The 18823-nt window shown below is 60.2% G+C and carries 18 protein-coding genes; 6 read left to right on the forward strand and 12 right to left on the reverse strand.

The annotated features are described in order from the left end of the window. Positions 1–23 precede the first annotated feature (23 nt). The 3 genes from AB4O45_RS14590 to AB4O45_RS14600 all read right to left on the reverse strand — a co-directional run bounded on the left by AB4O45_RS14590 (position 24) and on the right by AB4O45_RS14600 (position 2209). Entirely contained in the window at positions 24–296 is a 273-nt protein-coding gene (locus AB4O45_RS14590; RefSeq protein ID WP_056787114.1) for a type II toxin-antitoxin system RelE/ParE family toxin, read from the reverse strand. Further along, positions 296–802, reverse strand: coding sequence for an antitoxin PaaA2 family protein (locus tag AB4O45_RS14595; RefSeq protein WP_460161507.1), 507 nt, complete (start codon positions 800–802; stop codon positions 296–298). The genes AB4O45_RS14590 and AB4O45_RS14595 overlap by 1 nt, the downstream gene beginning before the upstream one ends. 264 nt (positions 803–1066) lie before the next feature. Next, positions 1067–2209, reverse strand: coding sequence for a lipase family protein (locus tag AB4O45_RS14600; RefSeq protein ID WP_095181095.1), 1143 nt, complete (start codon positions 2207–2209; stop codon positions 1067–1069). A gap of 271 nt (positions 2210–2480) precedes the next feature. Between AB4O45_RS14600 and AB4O45_RS14605 the strand changes: the two genes are divergently transcribed. The 3 genes from AB4O45_RS14605 to AB4O45_RS14615 all read left to right on the forward strand — a co-directional run bounded on the left by AB4O45_RS14605 (position 2481) and on the right by AB4O45_RS14615 (position 6371). Further along, positions 2481–4409: a RecQ family ATP-dependent DNA helicase gene (locus AB4O45_RS14605; RefSeq protein WP_252877247.1), complete on the forward strand. Its 1929-nt coding sequence runs from the start codon at positions 2481–2483 to the stop codon at positions 4407–4409. A 213-nt stretch (positions 4410–4622) separates the two neighbouring features. Then, a complete protein-coding gene (locus AB4O45_RS14610; protein WP_252877248.1) occupies positions 4623–5849 on the forward strand; it encodes a 3-hydroxyacyl-CoA dehydrogenase in 1227 nt (408 codons plus the stop codon). Between the two features lie 102 nt (positions 5850–5951). Next, the gene (locus AB4O45_RS14615; protein WP_457264672.1) at positions 5952–6371 is read left to right on the forward strand and encodes an acyl-CoA thioesterase; all 420 of its coding nucleotides are present in this window, start codon (positions 5952–5954) and stop codon (positions 6369–6371) included. A 54-nt stretch (positions 6372–6425) separates the two neighbouring features. On the opposite strand, the gene AB4O45_RS14620 is transcribed toward AB4O45_RS14615, so the two are convergent. The 4 genes from AB4O45_RS14620 to AB4O45_RS14635 all read right to left on the reverse strand — a co-directional run bounded on the left by AB4O45_RS14620 (position 6426) and on the right by AB4O45_RS14635 (position 11408). Further along, positions 6426–6911, reverse strand: coding sequence for a glycine zipper domain-containing protein (locus AB4O45_RS14620; protein ID WP_039756448.1), 486 nt, complete (start codon positions 6909–6911; stop codon positions 6426–6428). Positions 6912–7243: 332 nt separating this feature from the next. After that, on the reverse strand, positions 7244–9592 hold the full coding sequence (locus tag AB4O45_RS14625; RefSeq protein ID WP_460160232.1) for an FdhF/YdeP family oxidoreductase: 2349 nt from the start codon (positions 9590–9592) through the stop codon (positions 7244–7246). Next, positions 9589–10428: a formate dehydrogenase accessory sulfurtransferase FdhD gene (fdhD, locus tag AB4O45_RS14630; protein ID WP_016772170.1), complete on the reverse strand. Its 840-nt coding sequence runs from the start codon at positions 10426–10428 to the stop codon at positions 9589–9591. The genes AB4O45_RS14625 and fdhD overlap by 4 nt, the downstream gene beginning before the upstream one ends. A 92-nt stretch (positions 10429–10520) precedes the next feature. Beyond that, on the reverse strand, positions 10521–11408 hold the full coding sequence (locus tag AB4O45_RS14635) for a LysR family transcriptional regulator (protein WP_252868618.1): 888 nt from the start codon (positions 11406–11408) through the stop codon (positions 10521–10523). Between the two features lie 137 nt (positions 11409–11545). On the opposite strand from AB4O45_RS14635, the gene lysM reads away from it, so the two are divergent. Next, positions 11546–11986, forward strand: coding sequence for a peptidoglycan-binding protein LysM (gene lysM, locus AB4O45_RS14640; RefSeq protein WP_123585632.1), 441 nt, complete (start codon positions 11546–11548; stop codon positions 11984–11986). A 97-nt stretch (positions 11987–12083) separates the two neighbouring features. On the opposite strand, the gene yrfG is transcribed toward lysM, so the two are convergent. Then, positions 12084–12746: a GMP/IMP nucleotidase gene (yrfG, locus tag AB4O45_RS14645; protein WP_310219380.1), complete on the reverse strand. Its 663-nt coding sequence runs from the start codon at positions 12744–12746 to the stop codon at positions 12084–12086. Between the two features lie 88 nt (positions 12747–12834). Here yrfG and nudE point away from each other — a divergent pair, with 88 nt between their 5' ends. Both nudE and cysQ read left to right on the forward strand, forming a co-directional pair. Beyond that, complete coding sequence (gene nudE / locus AB4O45_RS14650; RefSeq protein ID WP_016772166.1) at positions 12835–13404, forward strand: ADP compounds hydrolase NudE; 570 nt, start codon at positions 12835–12837, stop codon at positions 13402–13404. Between the two features lie 7 nt (positions 13405–13411). After that, positions 13412–14239 carry a 3'(2'),5'-bisphosphate nucleotidase CysQ gene (gene cysQ / locus AB4O45_RS14655; protein WP_252880129.1) on the forward strand — a complete coding sequence of 276 codons (828 nt, stop codon included), beginning with the start codon at positions 13412–13414 and terminating at the stop codon, positions 14237–14239. A gap of 203 nt (positions 14240–14442) precedes the next feature. Here cysQ and AB4O45_RS14660 read toward each other — a convergent pair whose 3' ends face one another. From AB4O45_RS14660 to rfbC, 4 genes are read right to left on the reverse strand one after another with little or no spacing between them, the layout of a single operon-like run. After that, on the reverse strand, positions 14443–14898 hold the full coding sequence (locus tag AB4O45_RS14660; protein WP_056787139.1) for a thioesterase domain-containing protein: 456 nt from the start codon (positions 14896–14898) through the stop codon (positions 14443–14445). Continuing rightward, positions 14895–16277, reverse strand: a complete 1383-nt coding sequence (locus tag AB4O45_RS14665; RefSeq protein ID WP_041477494.1) for a sigma-54-dependent transcriptional regulator — start codon at positions 16275–16277, stop codon at positions 14895–14897. The genes AB4O45_RS14660 and AB4O45_RS14665 overlap by 4 nt, the downstream gene beginning before the upstream one ends. Then, the gene (locus AB4O45_RS14670; RefSeq protein WP_150637936.1) at positions 16274–18082 is read right to left on the reverse strand and encodes a sensor histidine kinase; all 1809 of its coding nucleotides are present in this window, start codon (positions 18080–18082) and stop codon (positions 16274–16276) included. The genes AB4O45_RS14665 and AB4O45_RS14670 overlap by 4 nt, the downstream gene beginning before the upstream one ends. 42 nt (positions 18083–18124) lie before the next feature. Next, positions 18125–18670 (reverse strand): dTDP-4-dehydrorhamnose 3,5-epimerase, encoded by a 546-nt coding sequence (gene rfbC, locus AB4O45_RS14675; RefSeq protein WP_056787145.1) that lies wholly within the window; start codon positions 18668–18670, stop codon positions 18125–18127. Between the last annotated feature and the right edge of the window lie 153 nt (positions 18671–18823).

Genomic DNA, 18823 nt, shown 5'->3' on the forward strand with positions numbered 1-18823 from the left:
AGTACTGCAACATGATCCTCTAATTAAGGCCATTGCTGCCGTGCATGCATGACACGCAGCACTTCCACCCGGTCTTTTTTGATTGCGTAGACGATGACGTAGTTGGCGGCCGCAACGATTTCACGTGTTCCGAGGACCCTGCCCTTTCGGTACAAGGTTGGGCGCTGTCTTGCTATTTCCCCTTTTGATTCGAACATTTCATCGAGATCCGCAGCAGCGTCTGGGTTGTCCTGACCGATTCGGTCCATTATCCGGTCTCGGTCAGCAAGCGCTTCCGGGCGCCAGACCAACCTCATCAGCGCCCTCGTTGACGCAGGGCATCACGCTTGGCGGCGAATATTCGGCGAGCATCTTCATCGCTGATACTTGGCCTTGGATCATCGATGCTGATCTGCACCTGTCGCTTGAACCATTCCTCATAAGCGGCCGCTTCATGGGCTTGTTTCAACGCTTCAGAGCGATCAGGCCTGGCGTAGGTTTTCAGTTGCAGCGGGTCATAGCCGGAGGCATCCACGTTGAATTGGCTGATGCCCAAGCCCTGCAGATAGGTCACAAGCGTCTCCAGCCTCTTGAACAGGCGCACCTGACCACTGCGTTGTGCTGTCAGCGCGCATTTGCGGCTGCCTTGCCGAATCTCGACCGACCAGCCTCCTGGTTTCGCGACGATAATTGTGCCGCTCACAGAACCGTTTTCGACCAAGCGAACGAGGGCGCTGTGATCGATGATTTCAGTGCTGGCCATAAATGCGAGCCCTTCGCTGAGTAATGGCTCCCATCGTACGCAATCAATAGTAGTTTGCAAATTTTGACTCCTGGTGCTGGACACGGCGTGTGCAGCGATGATGTTTCGTTTGTTACTTGGCCGGGGGCATCTGACTTGCAGCAGGTCCCAGCCGTCCTGTGTCAGCAGGTACAGGGCGTGGGTGATGTGGGTGTCGCTGCCAAAGCAGCGACACCCACGACTATAGGTTCGCACCACCCGCTCGCGATAGCCGACAAGGCATTGCGTGAAGTAGGAACGGGACGAACAATTCGCCAGACGTTGCTACCGATTCTTAAACGCTTTTCAACGCAAATGTTGGTAGCCAGAAATATCCAGCAGGCTTGTGGTCAGTCCTGTTGCCGGCCGGTAGATCGTGCCTTTGACTGCCGAGAACGGCACGCCTTTGCTGCCCAGCGAGACATAGCGCTCGCCTTTGTCCTGTTCGGTGAAATAGGTGTAGGACTGGCTGTGCATCTTCTTGTAGCGGGCTTCGTCGCTGACGATGGTGCCGGTGAAGCGCAGTAGGTCGGCATCGCTCAGGTTGAGCGTTTTGCTCAGTGGCACGCCCCAACGCTTGAGGCAGGTTTCCGCCAGATGGCGAACGATGCGGCCGGGCTCGATCAGCGCATTGAGGTCGCTGCTGTTGGTGGGATCGCCGCCGAGGGCCGTGGCGTTGCCGGCGAGGGTGGCGTGGCGACCGGCCATTGGATAGATCGAGGTTTTGGTGCCGGTAGCGGTTTGCGGGATCACGCAGCTGAAGCCTTTTGAGCGCTCGTCGCGGGCATAGAAGGCGATGTATTCCTTGACGTTGGATTGAAGTTTGACGCGGTTTTCCTGGAAGTTGCCGATGCCCGGGACTGGATCAATCGCAAATATATTCACCGGAATATGTTTGAGTGCAGCGTCCTGGAACATCGCATTGGCGAGCATGTGGCAACTGATACCGCCACGGCTCCAGCCGACCAGATTGACTCGCGCGGGAATAACGCCGTTCTTGCGGAAAGTCTTGATGATCTGTTCCTGCAACTTCTGTTGCGTGATACTCCGATCGCCATAGTTATACTGGCGCCAGAACCAGGAGCCTTCCACTTTCACATCTTCAATAGGAATGCCTGCGGCTTTCAGACGGTTATATTCTAACTCGGTCAGTTGTTTACGCTGCCAGTCGCATTTGCCTTTGATAATGTTCACAGCGTGCTGCACGTTTTCATCCCAGCCTTTGCCGAACAGCGTGCCGGACAGGCCGTATTCAGAGGTCTTGGTGAACAGGTCGTCGGCTTGCATATTGCCGCTGCCAGGGCCATCGACGACGATCCACTCGGCAAATTCGCGTCCGCTGTGGTGTGCAGCGAGCGTAGAAACGATTTCGCCGTCCCAGAAGCTTTTATGTTTGTCATCAAATTTGTTGGAGCCGGTGCCGCAGAAAAATATTGTTAAAGTTGTCATTTCGTTGCTCTTGCTTATGTATAAGAGCAGTCAATTTAGTTTTAGGTGGTGTTAAAAATAAAGGGCGCTGTTGTGTCTGCGTTTGTAATGTGAAGTTTGTTATATATGTAGCTGAGCTTTTCGAAAGTATGTCGAGGCGCTTCGATTGTTAAACGCTTGGTTTTCGCTTCCCATGTATCATTCAGTATCGATTCACCCCCGACCTTTTCTCGACTCGCTGCAATCGCCCGCTAGGCTTTGGGCATGGCAGCAGTCAAAGGAGTGACAGCAAATGCACCACACCCTGGAACAGGTTTTTGGTTATCCACAGTTTCGCCCCGGTCAGGAGGCCGCTGTCAGCGCGGTGCTGGCGGGGCGATCCGCGGCGGCGATCTTTCCCACCGGCTCCGGCAAATCGCTTTGCTACCAACTGCCGGCACTTTTACTGCCACACCTGACATTGGTGGTCTCGCCGTTGCTGGCGTTGATGCAGGATCAACTGGCGTTTCTCAAGTCCCGCGGCATCTCGGCAGGCAGTATCGATTCGGCGCAGAGCCGCGAGGATGCCAACGACGTCATGGCCCGTGCACGTTCGGGCGAGCTGAAAATTCTGATGATCTCCGTCGAGCGCTTGAAGAACGAGCGCTTCCGCAATTTCCTGCAGCAGGTGCCGATCTCGTTGCTGGTGGTCGACGAGGCGCACTGCATTTCCGAATGGGGCCACAACTTCCGGCCGGACTATCTGAAACTCCCCGACTACCAGCGTCAGTTCAACATTCCGCAGGCTTTGCTGCTCACCGCCACGGCGACACCAAAAGTCATCGCCGACATGCAGGCCAAATTCGCCATCGCTCCGGACGATGTAGTGACCACTGGTTTCTATCGGCCCAACCTCAATTTGCTGGTCGAGCCTGTACGCGGTCAGGACAAACGCCGGCGTCTGGTCGAATGGATGACCGAGCGTCCCGGGCAACCGAGCATTGTCTACGTGACGTTGCAGAAGACCGCCGAGCACATCGCCGAGCATCTTCAACGCAACGGAATCCAGGCCGAGGCATACCACGCAGGTTTGCCCCACGATCAGCGTGAAGACATTCAACGCCGCTTCATGGCCGGGCAGTCCAATTGCATTGTCGCCACCATTGCCTTCGGCATGGGCATCGACAAGAGCGACATCCGCAACGTGGTGCATTTCGATCTGCCCAAATCCATCGAAAACTACAGCCAGGAAATCGGCCGCGCCGGGCGTGACGGGCAGCCCTCCGACTGCCTGGTACTGGCCAACCGCGACAGCCTCAATGTGCTGGAAAACTTCGTCTACGGTGATACGCCCGAACGCGACGGGATTCATTATGTGCTCGAAGAGCTCAAAGCCTCAGTGCCGGACGGACAATGGGAGTTTTTGCTTGGGCCATTGGCGGATCAGAGCAACATTCGCTCGTTGCCGTTGAAGACTTTGCTGGTGCAGCTGGAACTGCGAGGCCTGATCGCGCCGCGCTACGCTTATTACGCTGAATACCGCTTCAAATATCTGCTTGAGCCTGAAGCATTGCTCCAGCGCTTCGAAGGCGAGCGCAGGGATTTCGTTGCGGCGATCATCAGGACGTCCACGCGAGCACGCACCTGGGCCACAGTAGATTTCGAGGCGATGTATTCGCAGTATTCCGCCGAGCGCAATCGCGTGGTGACAGCGCTGGATTACTTTCAGGAAAAGGGCTGGGTCGAGCTGGAGAGCAAGCAGATGACCGAGGTCTACAGCCTGCTGCACAGTGATTTCGCCAGCGATGCCCTGAGCGCTGAGCTGCACGAGTATTTCACCCGCCACGAACAGACTGAAGTGGCGCGGATTCACGCCATGCTTGAGGTGTTCGCCACCGAACGCTGCCTGGGTTATCGCCTGGCCGAGTATTTCGGTGACCACAATGCCCCCGAGCGTTGTGGCCATTGTTCGGTATGTCACGGCCAGATCGCGCGGTTGCCGGAGCCGCCGCCATTGCCGCCGCTTGTGGATAAAAACTTCGCGAAGTTGTGTGGTGAATTTATCCACAGGCATGAGCAGCAAACGGGGCGTATTCCATCGGCCGAACGTCTGACGCGGTTCCTGTGCGGAATCAGCGTGCCGTTGTTCACCAAACTCAAGGCGCGGGCGATACCGGGTTTTGCTGCGTTGGAAGAATACCCCTACGCGCAGGTCCGCGAGTGGGCGCAAGAGCACCTTTGACCCCTGTAGGAGCTGCCGAAGGCTGCGATCTTTTGATGTTGATTTTTTCAAGATCAAAAGATCGCAGCCTTCGGCAGCTCCTACTTCAAGTGTCATCAAGGCAGAGCCTCCATCCATCCGCTGAATGTCGATCATCACGCTAATAAACTTCAAAAACCGCCGTTGCCTGACTAAGGTTGGAATCTGTCTTCGGGCCACCCACAAGAGAACAACATGAGCCAGACATCCTTCGAAATCCAGCAAGCTGCGGTGATCGGTGCGGGCACCATGGGCCGTGGCATCGTCATGTGCCTGGCCAATGCCGGCGTGAGCGTGCAGTGGGTGGACAACAATCCACAGATGCTTGAGCAGGCGCTGACGACGGTCGCCGAAACTTATGCACACAACGTGCGTCAGGGCCGCATCGATCAGGCCGAAGCGGATGCGCGAATGGCTCGCGTATCAGCAGCGGCGGATTACGCATCGATTCGCAATGTCGATCTGGTGATCGAAGCGGTGTACGAAAACCTTGAACTGAAGCAGAAGATCTTTCGCGAGCTGGATGGCTTGCTCAAGCCCGAGGCTTTGCTGGCGAGCAACACCTCGGCGCTGGACATCGACGCCATCGCGGCTGCGACCCGGCGCCCGGAACAGGTGCTGGGTCTGCATTTCTTCAGCCCCGCGCACATCATGAAATTGCTGGAAATCGTGCGCGGTGCGCAGACCTCGCCAGCGGCGCTGGAGGCCGCGCTGGCACTCGGCAAGCGCATGGGCAAGGTCAGTGTGGTGTCGGGCAACTGCCACGGTTTTATCGGCAACCGCATGCTGCATCCGTATGTACTGGAAGCGCGCAAGATGCTTCTCGAAGGCGCTTATCCACAGCAGGTGGATACCGCGCTGCAAGGCTTCGGCTTCGCCATGGGGCCGTTTCGCATGTACGACGTGGTTGGCATCGATCTGGAATGGCGTGCTCGAGAGCTAGCTGGCAAGGGGCAGGATGCGCCCGAAGTTCAGGTGGATAACCGCCTGTGCGAGATGGGCCGGTTCGGGCAGAAGTCCGGTAACGGTTATTATCATTATGAGCCGGGCAGTCGCCAGGCCGAGCATGATCCTGAGGTCGATGCATTGGTACTGCGGGTCAGCGAAGAGCTGGGTTTCCAGCGTCGCGACATCGGTCCCGAAGAAATCCTTGAGCGCTGTTTGCTGGCTCTGGTCAACGAAGGCGCGAAGATTTTGCAGGAAGGCATTGCCGGCTCGGCCCATGACATCGATCTGGTGTACTTGAACGGCTATGGTTTTCCAGCGGATAAGGGTGGGCCGATGGCGTGGGCGGATCGGCAGGGGCTAGCGGATATTCATCAGCGCTTGCTGGCGCTGGAGACACGCCAGGGCGATCAGTGGAAGCCGGCGCGGTTGATTGGCGAACTGGCGGCGCAGGGGAAGGGGTTTGCTGATCGCTGACACCAGTCGGCTGTGCTGACGCCTTCGCGAGCAGGCTCGCTCCCACAGGTAAAGTGTTCGTCATCACGATCAAATTCAATTAAGAGAATGCGAGAACCCTGCATGAATCAACGCTGCGACTACCCCCACTTCCAGCCCATCACCACACGCTGGCATGACAACGACGCCTACGGTCACGTCAACAACGTTACCTACTACAGCTTCTTCGACACGGCGGTGAATACCTACCTGATTCAGGTCGGTGGCCTGGATATTCATGACGGCGAAGTGGTGGGATTCGTGGTGAGTTCGGCCTGCGATTACTTTGCCTCGATCGCTTTCCCCGATCTGATCGAGATCGGACTGCGGGTCGGCAAGCTGGGCAAGAGTTCGGTGCAATACGAACTGGCTGTGTTCAAGGTTGGCGGAAGCGAGGCGTGTGCGGCGGGGCGGTTCGTGCATGTGTTTGTCGATCGGGCGAGCAATCAGCCGGTGCCGATTCCTGCCGGTTTGCGCGGGGCGCTGGAGCGGCTGGTGGTCTAGACGCGCAAAAAAATCGCAGCCCAAAAGCTGCGATTTTTTGTTCAAGCCTTCGCCTTAGTGGTGGCGATAGTACTTGTGATGCTTGCGGTGGCCGTAGGCATGGCCGCGACCTGGATGACCACGGTCGCGGTAGTAGCGACGGTCATCATGGCGACGGTCGTAACGACGATCATCGTCGTCACTCTTGTTGCCCATGTAGTTACCCAGTGCGCCACCTGCGCCGCCACCAGCGGCGGAGCCGATCAGGCTGCCGGTGGTGCCGCCGAGACTACGGCCAACCACGTTACCGCCGGCTGCACCCAGTGCACCGCCGATGGCCGCTTCGCCACGGCTGCGCTTGTCTGCGCCGACCGCACTACCACCCGCGCCGCCCAAGGCTGCGCCGATGGTGGAACCTGTATTGCCGCCTAACGATTGACCGACGACCGAGCCAAGAACCCCGCCCAATGCGCCGCCCACACCTGCTTCGGTGGTGCCTCCGGCAGAAGCGAAGCCACTGACCAGGCCAAGGGACAACAAGAGAATCGAGGAGAACTTCATAGAGGATGAGCCTCAAAGGGATGACGGCGCCGATCCTGAGGCTCTGCATTGGGCGTGACAATCAAAATCCGACGAATAACACGACTTGTATACAATAATGCAAGTTACTGTTTTTTCACCGGAACTTAACCGATTTTCGCCGGTCTTTAGCTACTTCGGACAGGCCGTTTTCATGCAGAAACGGCCTTTTTTGTGGGCGGTCGAAAATCTTCGCCACGGCAGATCTGTTGACAGGTCGATCGCCTTCGCGAGCAGGCTCGCTCCCACCTTTGAAATGCATTCCAAGTGTGGGAGCGAGCCTGCTCGCGAAGGGGCCGGATCTGGCTCCGCGGTTAAGCGGATTTAGCCATGATCAACCCAGTCTCACTCGCCGCTTCCAGCCGGATCGCAATGAACTTCGACGTCGGCGTGTGGCTGCCATCCCCCGTACTTTCCAGCGGCACCAGCGGATTGACCTCCGGATAGTACGCCGCCGCCTGCCCCGCAGGAATATCGAACGCCAACAATGTAAAACCTTTCACCCGACGCTCGCGACCGTCGTCCCAGATCGACACGATGTCGGCCTTCTGCCCCGGACGGAAGCCCAGGCGAATGATGTCGGCCTCGTTGGCGAACAGCACGTCACGCTGGCCCTTAACGCCACGGTAGCGGTCGTCGAGACCATAGATCGTCGTGTTGTACTGATCGTGGGAACGCATCGATTGCAGGATCAGATCCGGCACCTGCCCAGTGGCACGGGTGCGTTCGTGAACCAGATCTTTCGGCAACTGGTTGGCGCGGAAATTGGCACGGCCCGATGGCGTGTTCCACTTGCGGGCGCCAGCCGAGTTGCCCAGATAGAAGCCGCCCGGGTTTTTGATCTTGTCGTTGAAGTCTTTGAAACTCGGGATGGTGTCGGCGATCAGTTCGCGAATGCGCGCGTAATCGGCTACCAGCCAGTTCCAGTCCACCGGTTGGCTGCCCAACGTCGCGGCAGCGATGCCGGCGATGATCGACGGCTCCGAGCGCATCTGGTTCGACAGCGGCTGCAACTGGCCGTTGGAAGCGTGGACCATGCTGAACGAGTCTTCCACAGTCACCGCTTGCGGGCCTTCGGTCTGGATGTCGATGTCGGTACGGCCCAGGCACGGCAGGATCAGCGCGTCTTTACCGTGAGCGAGGTGGCTGCGGTTGAGTTTGGTGCTGATCTGCACAGTCAGGTCACAGTTGCTCAGCGCTTCGAAGGTGCGTGAGCTGTCCGGCGTGGCTTGGGCGAAGTTGCCGCCCAAGCCGATGAACACCTTGGCGCGACCTTCGGCCATCGCATGGATTGCCTCGACCACGTTGTGACCGTTATGACGCGGCACCTTGAACTGGAAGCGACGCTCCAGCGAGTCGAGGAACGCCACCGGTGGACGCTCGTTGATGCCCATGGTGCGGTCGCCCTGCACGTTGCTGTGACCACGCACCGGGCACAGACCGGCGCCAGGTTTGCCGATATTGCCGCGCAGCAGCATCAGATTGGCGATTTCCTGAATGGTCGGCACCGAATGACGGTGCTGGGTGATGCCCATGGCCCAGCACATGATCACGTTCTTGCCTTTGGCGTACATGCGCGCTGCTTGCTCGATCTCGACCAGGGTCAGGCCCGATTGCTCGACGATCTGCTCCCACGAGGTATCGTCGACCGTGGCGAGGTACTCCAGCACGTTGGCGCTGTGAGCATTGAGGAAGTCATGGTCGAACACCGCCGGCTCGCCCGCCTTCTGCGCATCGCGTTCCCATTGCAGAAGGAACTTGGCCATGCCGCGCAGCACCGCCATGTCACCGCCGAGTGCCGGGCGGAAGTACGCAGTGTTGGTCGGCTTGTCGCCGTTGGTGAGCATTTCGATCGGGTGCTGTGGATGCTGGAAGCGCTCCAGACCGCGCTCTTTCAGCGGATTGATGCACACCACCTGGGCGCCGCGTTTCACCGCTTCACGCAACGGTTCGAGCATGCGCGGATGGTTGGTGCCAGGGTTCTGGCCCCAGACGAAAATCGCGTCGGCGTGTTCGAAGTCGTCGAAGGTCACTGTGCCTTTGCCGACGCCGACACTCTGCGCCAACGCCACGCCGCTGGCCTCGTGGCACATGTTCGAACAGTCAGGGAAATTGTTGGTGCCGTAAGCCCGCACGAACAGTTGATACAGATACGCCGCTTCGTTGCTGGCGCGCCCCGAGGTGTAGAACTCAGCCTGATCCGGGCTTGGCAGGTTGCGCAGGTGCTTGCCGATCAGAGCGAAGGCATCTTCCCAACTGATCGGCTTGTAGCGATCGGACTCGGCGTCGTAGACCATCGGCTCGGTCAGGCGACCCTGATATTCCAGCCAATAATCGCTTTGTTCCAACAGGGAAGTGACGCTGTGCTTGGCGAAGAATTTCGCGTCGACGCGACGCTTGGTCGCTTCCCAGTTCACCGCTTTGGCGCCGTTCTCGCAGAACTTGACCATGCCGCTCTCCGGCGAATCACCCCAAGCGCAACCCGGGCAGTCGAAGCCGCCGTTCTGGTTGGTCTTGAGCATCATGCGCAGGTTTTTCAGGGCGTTGTCGCTGGTCAGCCACGCCTGGGCCACACTGATCAGGGCGCCCCAGCCGCCGGCGGCACCTTTGTAAGGCTTGTAGCGCGGGACAGGTTTCTGGTCGGCTTGATGATGTTGGCTCACGCTTGATTCTCCATCGCGGGGCTGTACACCCGCGGCGCACTTTTCTGCGGCAGGTGGATGAGATTGAGGTTGTGGCGCCGGGCCCATTGCACGGCCAGGCCGGTAGGCGCCGACAGGCTGACCAGGGTCTGGATGCCGGCACGCAAGACTTTCTGGATCAATTCGAGGCTGCAACGGCTGGTGACGATCGCCAGCCCGCCCTCTGTGGATATCTTCTGGCGGATCAGTCCGCCGATCAGCTTGTCCAGCGCGTTATGCCGACCGATGTCTTCACGACCGAGCAGCAGTTCACCACTGGCGTTCATGAACACCGCCGCGTGCACCGCGCCGCAGTGCTGACCGAGCGGCTGGAACGCGCCGATGCGCTGGCGCAAACCGTCGAGCCATTCGATCGGTGGCAAGGCTGCGCCCGGCAATACCTTGAGATCAGGCAGTGCCTGTTCGACCGCTTCGACGCCGCACAGTCCGCAGCCGCTGGTGCCGGCCAACTGCCGACGCTGCTGTTTGAGGTTCCAGAACGCGCGGTTGGCAATGGTCACTTGCGCGTATTGCGCCGAGCCTGCGCCTGTCAGTTGCAGATCGTAGATATCGCTGGCGTCTTCGATGATGCCGCTGCCGAGGCTGAAGCCGACAATGAAGTCTTCCAGATCGGTCGGGGTCACCAGCATCACCGCCTGGCTGATGCCGTTGTAGGCGATCGCCAACGCGACTTCCTCGGCCAGCGCGGTGCTGGCCGATGCCTCAAAGGGTAGATCGCTGTAGCTGTAGGTCTGGCTGGCGGCTGGCGCGGGCGTTTCAATTGCTGGCGCCGCGCAGGCTGGGCGCTTGGCGTTCATGGCATCACCGACGGTTTGATCTAGGTCAAGACTAGGCGCGGCAAGTTGTCGCGTCTAATCGCTATTACCGATCTACCGATAGATGCCGTCGATCAAGCGTCTTTTGACGATTTCTGATAAAGCGCGAAACAGGCTTCTGCCAGCGCTGAACGCGGCGCCCCACGGCGCATGATCAGGCCCAGCGGGGCGAGGGTGTGGGCATTTTCGATCGGTTGCAGGCGCAGGTGATCGGCGAGGGTTTCCGCGCCGCCGTCGAGGGGCATGATTGCGCAGCAAAAACCGCCGTGGACTGCTTGCAGCAGTTGATGCACGGCGTCGGTTTGCAACAGCGGTTGCGGCGTCAGGCCACGGCTGTGGAAGTTGTGGTCGATGGACTGGCGAAAATGCATGCCGCTGGTGAGCATGCACAGCGGCAGTTCGATCAGCGATTCCCAGCTCAGGGGTTCATCGCCGAAACTGAACGAGCGCTCGTCATAGAGCAGGCCCATGCGCGTCTCGTTGAAGGCCAGCGAATCGAAGCGCTCGCTGTCCAGACGCTCCAGATACGACACGCCAATGTCGATGCGGTTGTTCGCCAAGTGTTCGAGCACCTGCTCGGAGCTCAGCGACGACAGCTCGAAGCGCAGGTCCGGGTGCGCCGCGTGCAGACGTTGCATCAGCGGCAAGGGATCGAAGCTCGACAGCGGCACCACGCCCAGGCGCAGCGTACCGATCAGATTGCCGCGACAGGCCGCCGCTTCCGCCTGCAAGCCGTCATAGGCTGCCAGCACCGTGCGCGCCCACGCCAGCACGCGCTCGCCCGGCGCGGTGAAGCCTTCGAAGCGCTGGCCGCGATTGACCAATGGCAGGTCGAGTTCTTCCTCGAGGCTGCGCAAGCGCATCGACAGGGTCGGCTGGGTGATGTGGCAGCGCGCGGCGGCCTGGCCGAAATGGCGGGTTTCGTCGAGGGCGATGAGGAATTTCAGTTGCTTGATGTCCATCTTCGCTCCGGGCGGTTGGCGGGGTGTGGCGATTCTACCGCCTGCGGCGCGGCAGCGTCATTGGTCGGACTGGAACCGGGTTTGGCCGGGGTGGTCTAGGCTTGGACGACTGGAACCCAAATCAAGGAGTGTGCGCTATGAGTCTGTTGAGCTTTGTGAAAGAGGCCGGTGAGAAGCTGATTGATCTGTTGACCCCAGGCAATGCCAATGCGAGTGAGCAGTTGAAGGAACATATCAGCAAGGTCGGGTTGGGCAATCCCAACGTGCAGGCGACCGTGGATGGCGACAAGGTGACGGTGACCGGTGAAGTGGCGAGCCAGGAAGAGAAGGAAAAGATTCTGCTCGCGGTGGGCAACATTGCGGGCGTAGGCAGTGTCGATGATCAGATCACGGTGACCGGACCGGTCGTCGTGGCTGCCGAGTTTGTCGAGGTCAAGGCAGGTGACACGCTCAGTGCGATCTCCCTGCGCGTCTATGGCAATGCCAACCAGTACCAGAAAATCTTCGATGCCAACAAACCGATGCTCAAGGATGTGAACAAGATCTATCCGGGACAAAAACTGCGCATTCCGAAATAACGCAATCATGTAGGAGCTGCCGAAGGCTGCGATCTTTTGACTTGGACTTTAAAAAAGCAGATCAAAAGATCGCAGCCTGCGGCAGCTCCTACAGGGGTCAAAGCCCTGCAATCAAATCGCGGTAATCCTCGACTGCGGCAAACTCCGCTGTGTCCTTCGGCCCTTTGCGGCTGTCCGGTTCTTTCACCGCCAGCAAGTGCGCCACGCCAAAATCCCGCGCACTGCGCAGGATCGGCAAGGTGTCGTCGATAAACAGGCTGCGCGCCGGATCAAAACCTATGTCCGCCTGCAAGGCATCCCAGAACTGCGGGTTCTCCTTGGGATAACCATAGTCATGCGAACTGATCAGCCGCTCGAAGTACGCTGCCAGTTCAATCCGTTCCAGTTTCAACGACAGCGAATCGCGGTGCGCATTGGTGATCATGATCACCCGTTTGCCGGCGCGTTTGATTGCGCCGAGAAAGGTATCGGCATCGGCGCGCAGGGCGATCAAGTGGGCAGTTTCCTGTTTCAGTTCACGCACCGACAATTTCAGTTCTGCGCTCCAGAAATCCAGGCAGTACCACTGCAACTGGCCAGCGTGGCGCTCGAACAACGGCTGCAATTCCAGCTCGGCCATGGCCCGGCTGATGCCGTGCAGTTCGGCGTAGCGTTGGGGCAGGTGTTCGAGCCAGAAATGGTTGTCGAAGTGCAGATCCAGCAGCGTGCCGTCCATGTCGAGCAGAACGGTATCGATGTCGGACCACGGTAAAGAAGGCATGGCAACGTCTCGAACGGTGAAAAGATATCCGACGCAAACAATCGGGAAAGCCGCGTTATAGTAGCGCGTTCACGCCAAGGAGCTTTGCATGCGCCAGAAACCCACCGTACTCGCCCGCGAGATCGTCGCCACCAGTCGCCTGTTTCGCGTCGAAGAACTCAAGCTGCGATTTTCCAATGGCGTGGAGCGCACTTACGAGCGTCTGGTCGGCAAGGGTGCGGGCTACGGCGCGGTGATGATCGTCGCGATGCTTGATGCCGAACACGCAGTGTTGATCGAGGAATACTGCGGCGGCACCGACGAGTACGAACTGTCTCTGCCCAAAGGCCTGATCGAGCCGGGCGAAGACGTGCTGGCGGCCGCTGAGCGGGAACTCAAGGAAGAGGCCGGTTATGGCGCACGTCAACTGGAACATCTGACCGAGCTGTCGCTGTCGCCCGGTTACATGAGCCAGAAAATCCAGGTGGTGCTGGCCACCGACCTGTATGAAGAGCGGCTGGAAGGTGATGAGCCGGAGCCGATGCGGGTCGACAAGGTCAACCTGCGCGAACTGTCGGCACTGGCGCAGAATCCGCAATTTTCCGAGGGCCGCGCCTTGGCTGCGCTGTATCTGACCCGCGACCTGCTGAGCCAGCGCGGGGTGTTCAGCTATGAGTGAGACGTCGATGAATTTTCCCCATCCGCTGATGGCACCTGTGGTTGCGCTGGCTTTACAGGCTGGCGAGGCGATTCTGCCGTTCTGGCGCGCCGGCGTTGAAGTCACGGCCAAGTCCGATGATTCGCCGGTCACGGCCGCCGACCTGGCCGCCCATCACCTTATCGTTGCCGGGCTGATGGCGCTGGATCCGAGCATTCCGGTGCTGTCCGAAGAGGACGCCGACATCCCGCAAAGTGTTCGCGCCGGTTGGCAGCGCTGGTGGCTGGTGGATCCGCTGGACGGTACCAAGGAGTTCATCAGCGGTAGCGAAGAATTCACTGTCAACATCGCGCTGATCGAAAATGGCCGGGTGGTGTTTGGTGTGGTGACGATGCCGACCAACGGTCGTTTTTATGTCGGCGGCGCCGGACTTGGAGCCTGGCGTGGCGACGAGGGCGGTACGCCGACGGCGATTCAGGTGCGCGATGTGCCTGCGCCGGGCGAGGCGTTTACCGTGGTCGCCAGCCGTCGACATTCCAGTCCCGAGCAAGAGCGTTTGCTGGCCGGGTTGAGCGCCAGTCTTGGTGAGTTGCAACTGGCCAATATCGGCAGTTCCTTGAAGTTCTGTCTGTTGGCCGAAGGTGCTGCTGATTGCTATCCGCGACTGGCGCCGACTTCGCAGTGGGACACGGCGGCAGCGCAGGGCGTGCTGGAAGGGGCGGGGGGCGAGGTGCTGGATTTGAAGGGTGAAGCGTTCAGTTATCCGCCGCGAGAATCGCTGTTGAACGAGTTCTTTCTGGCGCTGCCGGCGAAGGCTGCGTGGCGCGGACGGTTGTTGGAGTTGGCCCGAGGCTAACTGCCTGATCCGCAATTCCCCTCACCCCAGCCCTCTCCCCCAGGAGAGGGAGCCGACCGAGTTGTCTGGCGCTATGCATCGACCTGGAGAATCGAGTCGATTGTGGATTCGGCGAAGCAGTTTCAGGTCGACGTAAATCTGTAGCATCCCCGTATCGGTTCCCTCTCCCTCGGGAGAGGGCTAGGGTGAGGGGCTGTTGATCTTCAACGGTGCAAAACGTACTGCCCGGTAAATCTCACCGCCTCGTCCTCACTTCCCGCATTCAGTATCCGCGTATCCAGCGTCAGCCGCGCCCGTCCATAGCGCCGATACATCGCCACAAAGCGTTTCCACACCGCGGCCTCCGGCGCCGGGCAAATGGCCATGGCGTCTCCCGTCACCGGCAGCGGATAACTGATCTGTCCTTCCTGAATGACGATATGTCCGTCGGCAATCCCTTCTTCTTTCAAACGTAAATGCAACCAGCCCCAACCGGCCAGCACCGCTGCGCAGTACAGGCTGCCGCCAAACATGGTGCTCTTGTGATTGACGTTGGGCGCGAGGGGCAGGTGCAGGCTCAGTTGCTGCTCGCGCCACTCAAGCACCTCGAGGCCCATTTCGGCGGTCAGCGGAATGTCGTGATGCAGCACCGTTTGCAGGTATTCGCTTTCGCTGCTCATTCGTTGTCTTCCCCGTGACTGCTGTCGCCGAAATTCAGACCGTGTTTGCGCAGCTTGTCATGCAGGGTCTTGCGCGGAATACCCAGAGCTTCGGCGAGGCTGCGCACCGAGCTGTGCGAGCGCGCCAGTTCGGCGGCTATCAACGACTTCTCGAAGTTTTCCACTTGCTCACTGAGGCCGCCGCTGACCACTTCTACGGGCGCGCCGCCGCTGCCGTCAGCGCTGTTGTCCAGTGCCAGCTCAAGCCCGAGGGCGAAGCGTTCGGCGGCATTTTGCAGTTCACGTACATTGCCCGGCCAGGTGTGGCGCAGCAGCAGGGCGCGGTGTGCCGGCTGCAGCTCATGGGGCGGCAAGCCATGGCGGGCGCTGGCTTCATCGGCGTAATGCTGGAACAGCACCAATGCGTCTTCGCCCCTTTCGCGCAGCGGCGGGATGCGCAGCGGCGCGACGTTGAGGCGGTAATACAAGTCGGCGCGGAAGCGACCCTGATCCGCCGCCTGGCGCAGGTCTTCCTTGGTCGCGGCGATGACGCGGATGTCCAGCGGTATCAACTGATTGCCACCCAGGCGTTCAACAACGCGCTCCTGCAGCATGCGCAGCAGTTTCACTTGCACGTCCATGCTCATGCTTTCGATCTCGTCGAGAAACAGCGTGCCGCCATTAGCAAATTCAAATTTACCGATGCGACGTTTCTGCGCCCCGGTGAAGGCGCCGGGCTCGTGACCGAACAGTTCGCTTTCCACCACCGATTCCGCCAGGGCGCCGGCGTTGATCGCTACGAACGGGCCGTTGCGGCGGCTCGACAAGTCGTGCAGCGCGCGGGCCACGACTTCTTTGCCGGCACCGGTTTCGCCGAGGATCAGCACGTCAGCCTTGGTCGCCGCCAGCGCACCGATCTGCTCACGCAGGCGCAGCATCGGCGTCGAATGGCCGACCAGCCGCGCGCTCAATTCGTTGCGGTCGCTCAAGGCCAGACGCAGGCTGCGGTTGTCCAGCACCAGCCGCCGTAGCGCGAGGGCGCGACGGACGCTGTCGAGCAGTGCATCGCTGGCAAAGGGCTTTTCCAGAAAATCGTAAGCACCGGCGCGCATCGCTTGCACTGCCAGCGGTACGTCGCCATGGCCGGTGATCAGCAGCACCGGCAACTCGGGATCCTGTGCATGCAACTCGCTCAACAGTTCGAGGCCGTCCATGCCCGGCATACGGATGTCGCTGACCACCACCCCCGGCCAGTCTCGCTCAAGTTGCGCGGCCAGCCCTTTGGCTTCGGACAGCGGCAGAATTTTCAGGCCGGCCAGGTCCAGGGTCTGGCCGAGAGCCTGGCGCAAGTGCGGATCGTCGTCGATCAACACTACCTGGATGCGATTGTCGATGGTCATGCACTTCGATCCTCGGACGGTTGCAGGCTGACTCCGGGCGCGCCGGCGCGCAGGCGCAGGGTAATCAGGGCACCGCCTTGTTTGTGGTTGGCGAACGACAGCTCGCCACCAAAGGCGCGCATCAGCGTTTCACAAATGGCCAGTCCCAGACCCAGACCCTGTGTGCGGGTCTTGGTGGTGTAAAAGGGCTCGCTGGCGCGGCCAAGAGCTTCCATGCAGAACCCGGGGCCATTGTCGCGAATGTACAGATTGACGCCGTCGGCGGTGGCTTCGGCACTCAGCCACAACTTGCGCGGCGGGCCTTTTTCGGTGAGCGCATCGAGGGCGTTGGCCAGCAGATTGCCGAGCACCTGGCGCAGTCGGGTTTCGCCGGCCTCGACCCACAGCGTGGCTGCGGGCAAGTCGCGGATCAGTTCGACTTCCATGCTGCGGCGACGTTTGGCCAGCAATGCCAGCGCATCGTCCAGCGCCGGTTGCAGGGCGACGCTTTCCGGTGCGTGGCGATCGCGGCGGGCGAAGGCACGCAAATGGGCGATGATCGAGGCCATGCGCCCGGTCAGTTCGCTGATCAGCTTGAGGTTGCCGCGCGCGTCTTCGGTGCGCTGATGATCGAGCAGCACTTCGGCGTTTTCCGCATAGCTGCGAATCGCCGCCAGCGGTTGATTGAGTTCGTGGCTGATACTCGCCGACATGGTCCCCAGCGCCGACAGTTTGCCGGCCTGAACCAGATCGTCCTGAGCGCGCACCAGCTCCTGCTGCGCCTGCTCACGCTCGAGCACTTCCTGTTTCAAACGCCGGTTGAGACCTTCCAGATCGCTGGTACGTTCGGCCACCCGGCCTTCCAGTTCGCGGCGGGCCTTGGCTTCGAAGGCGATGCGCTCCAGATAGTGCCGGCGACGCTGCATCATCAAACCCACCAGCAGCATCACCACCAATAGTGTGGCGCCGCCGATCGCGACCACCGTGCGCACGGGACGATCGATCAGCGTGCGCGGGGCGAGGATGCTCACGCTCCAGCCGGTCTCGGCGATGTCGTGGGTCTGCGTCAGCCAGGCGTCGGGGCTCAGGTTCAGCGGCCGGGGTTCACGGGTCGGATAGGGCTGGATCGCAGTGATCGCGGCGCGCTCGGCATCGCTCAACTCGCGAGTGGAGCGGAAACGCCATTCCGGGCGCGACGTCAGGATGACCACGCCGTTATGGTCGGTCACCAGCAGTTGTTCCGGGGTTTTGCCCCACAGGCTTTCCGTGTGGTCGAGGTCAACCTTGATCACCAGCACGCCGATGATTTTCTCGCCGCTGCGCACAGCCGCGGCGAAGAAATAACCGCGCTTGGCCGAGGTGGTGCCGAGGCCGAAGAAGCGTCCGAGGCGCCCGGCCATGGCTTCACTGAAATACGGGCGGAAGGCGAAGTTGCGGCCGACGAAGCTGTCGCGTTTGTCCCAGTTCGACGCCGCCAGTGTCTGGCCGGAGGTGTCCATCAGATACATGACTTCAGCGCCGGTCTGCGCAGCGATGTTTTTCAGCAGGCGATTGGCGTTGCCTTGGGTCACGCCGTCGTCCGGCGCACCGAGCACCGCGCGCAGGGCCGGCAGATCGCCGAGAATCTGCGGCAACACTTCATAGCGATGCAGGGTGCCGAGCAGGTTGGCGACGTAGAGATCGAGGGTCTGGCGATTCTGCCCGGCGAGTTCGCTGCGGTAATAGCGCTCGGCAAGATGTTCCAGCGGCCACAGCAGCGGCGCCAGGCACAGGGCCAACAGCGCGAGGCTGCGCCAGCGGGGTCTGCGGGGAAGCGGTGGTTTCATGTGCCGGATACGCCTGTAGGGACAGGCGCATTATGCCCGGCCTCAGGCGAAGACGTCAGCGTCCTTGAGCAGCGCAGCCGCCTGGTCCTTGGCCGACAGCTTCGGCGCTTCGTCCAGTTGCCAGTCGATGCCCAGCGCCGGGTCGTCCCAGCGAATGCTGCGCTCGGAAGACGGGTCGTAGTAGTTGGTGGTCTTGTAAAGAAATTCGGCGAACTCGCTCAGCACCACGAAGCCGTGAGCGAAACCTTCCGGTACCCACAGCTGGCGATGGTTTTCCGCCGACAGGCGCACCGCCACCGACTTGCCGAAATGCGGCGAACTGCGACGGATGTCCACCGCCACATCAAGCACTTCACCCGCGGTCACGCGAACCAGTTTGCCCTGGGTGTTCTGCAACTGGTAATGCAGGCCACGCAGCACGCCTTTTTGCGAGCGCGAATGGTTGTCCTGCACAAATTGCGTATCCAGACCGGTGGCGTCCTGAAACGCTTTGGCATTGAAACTCTCGTAGAAAAAACCGCGCTCGTCGCCGAACACCTTGGGTTCGATGATCAGAACACCGGGCAGATCGGTGGTGATGACATTCATGAGGATTTCCATAGACAGGTGTGAATGGCCGACATTCTTGCGCAAAGTGCTGCAGGGCGCGAGCGTTCGGTTTGAATTGGGCCGTTCAGTCACGCTGGGGGTTGCGTAACCGCCAAGGCAATGGCGATATAAGCGCCTAATAAAATTTCAGGG

This window comes from Pseudomonas sp. S2_B10, assembly GCF_054668425.1.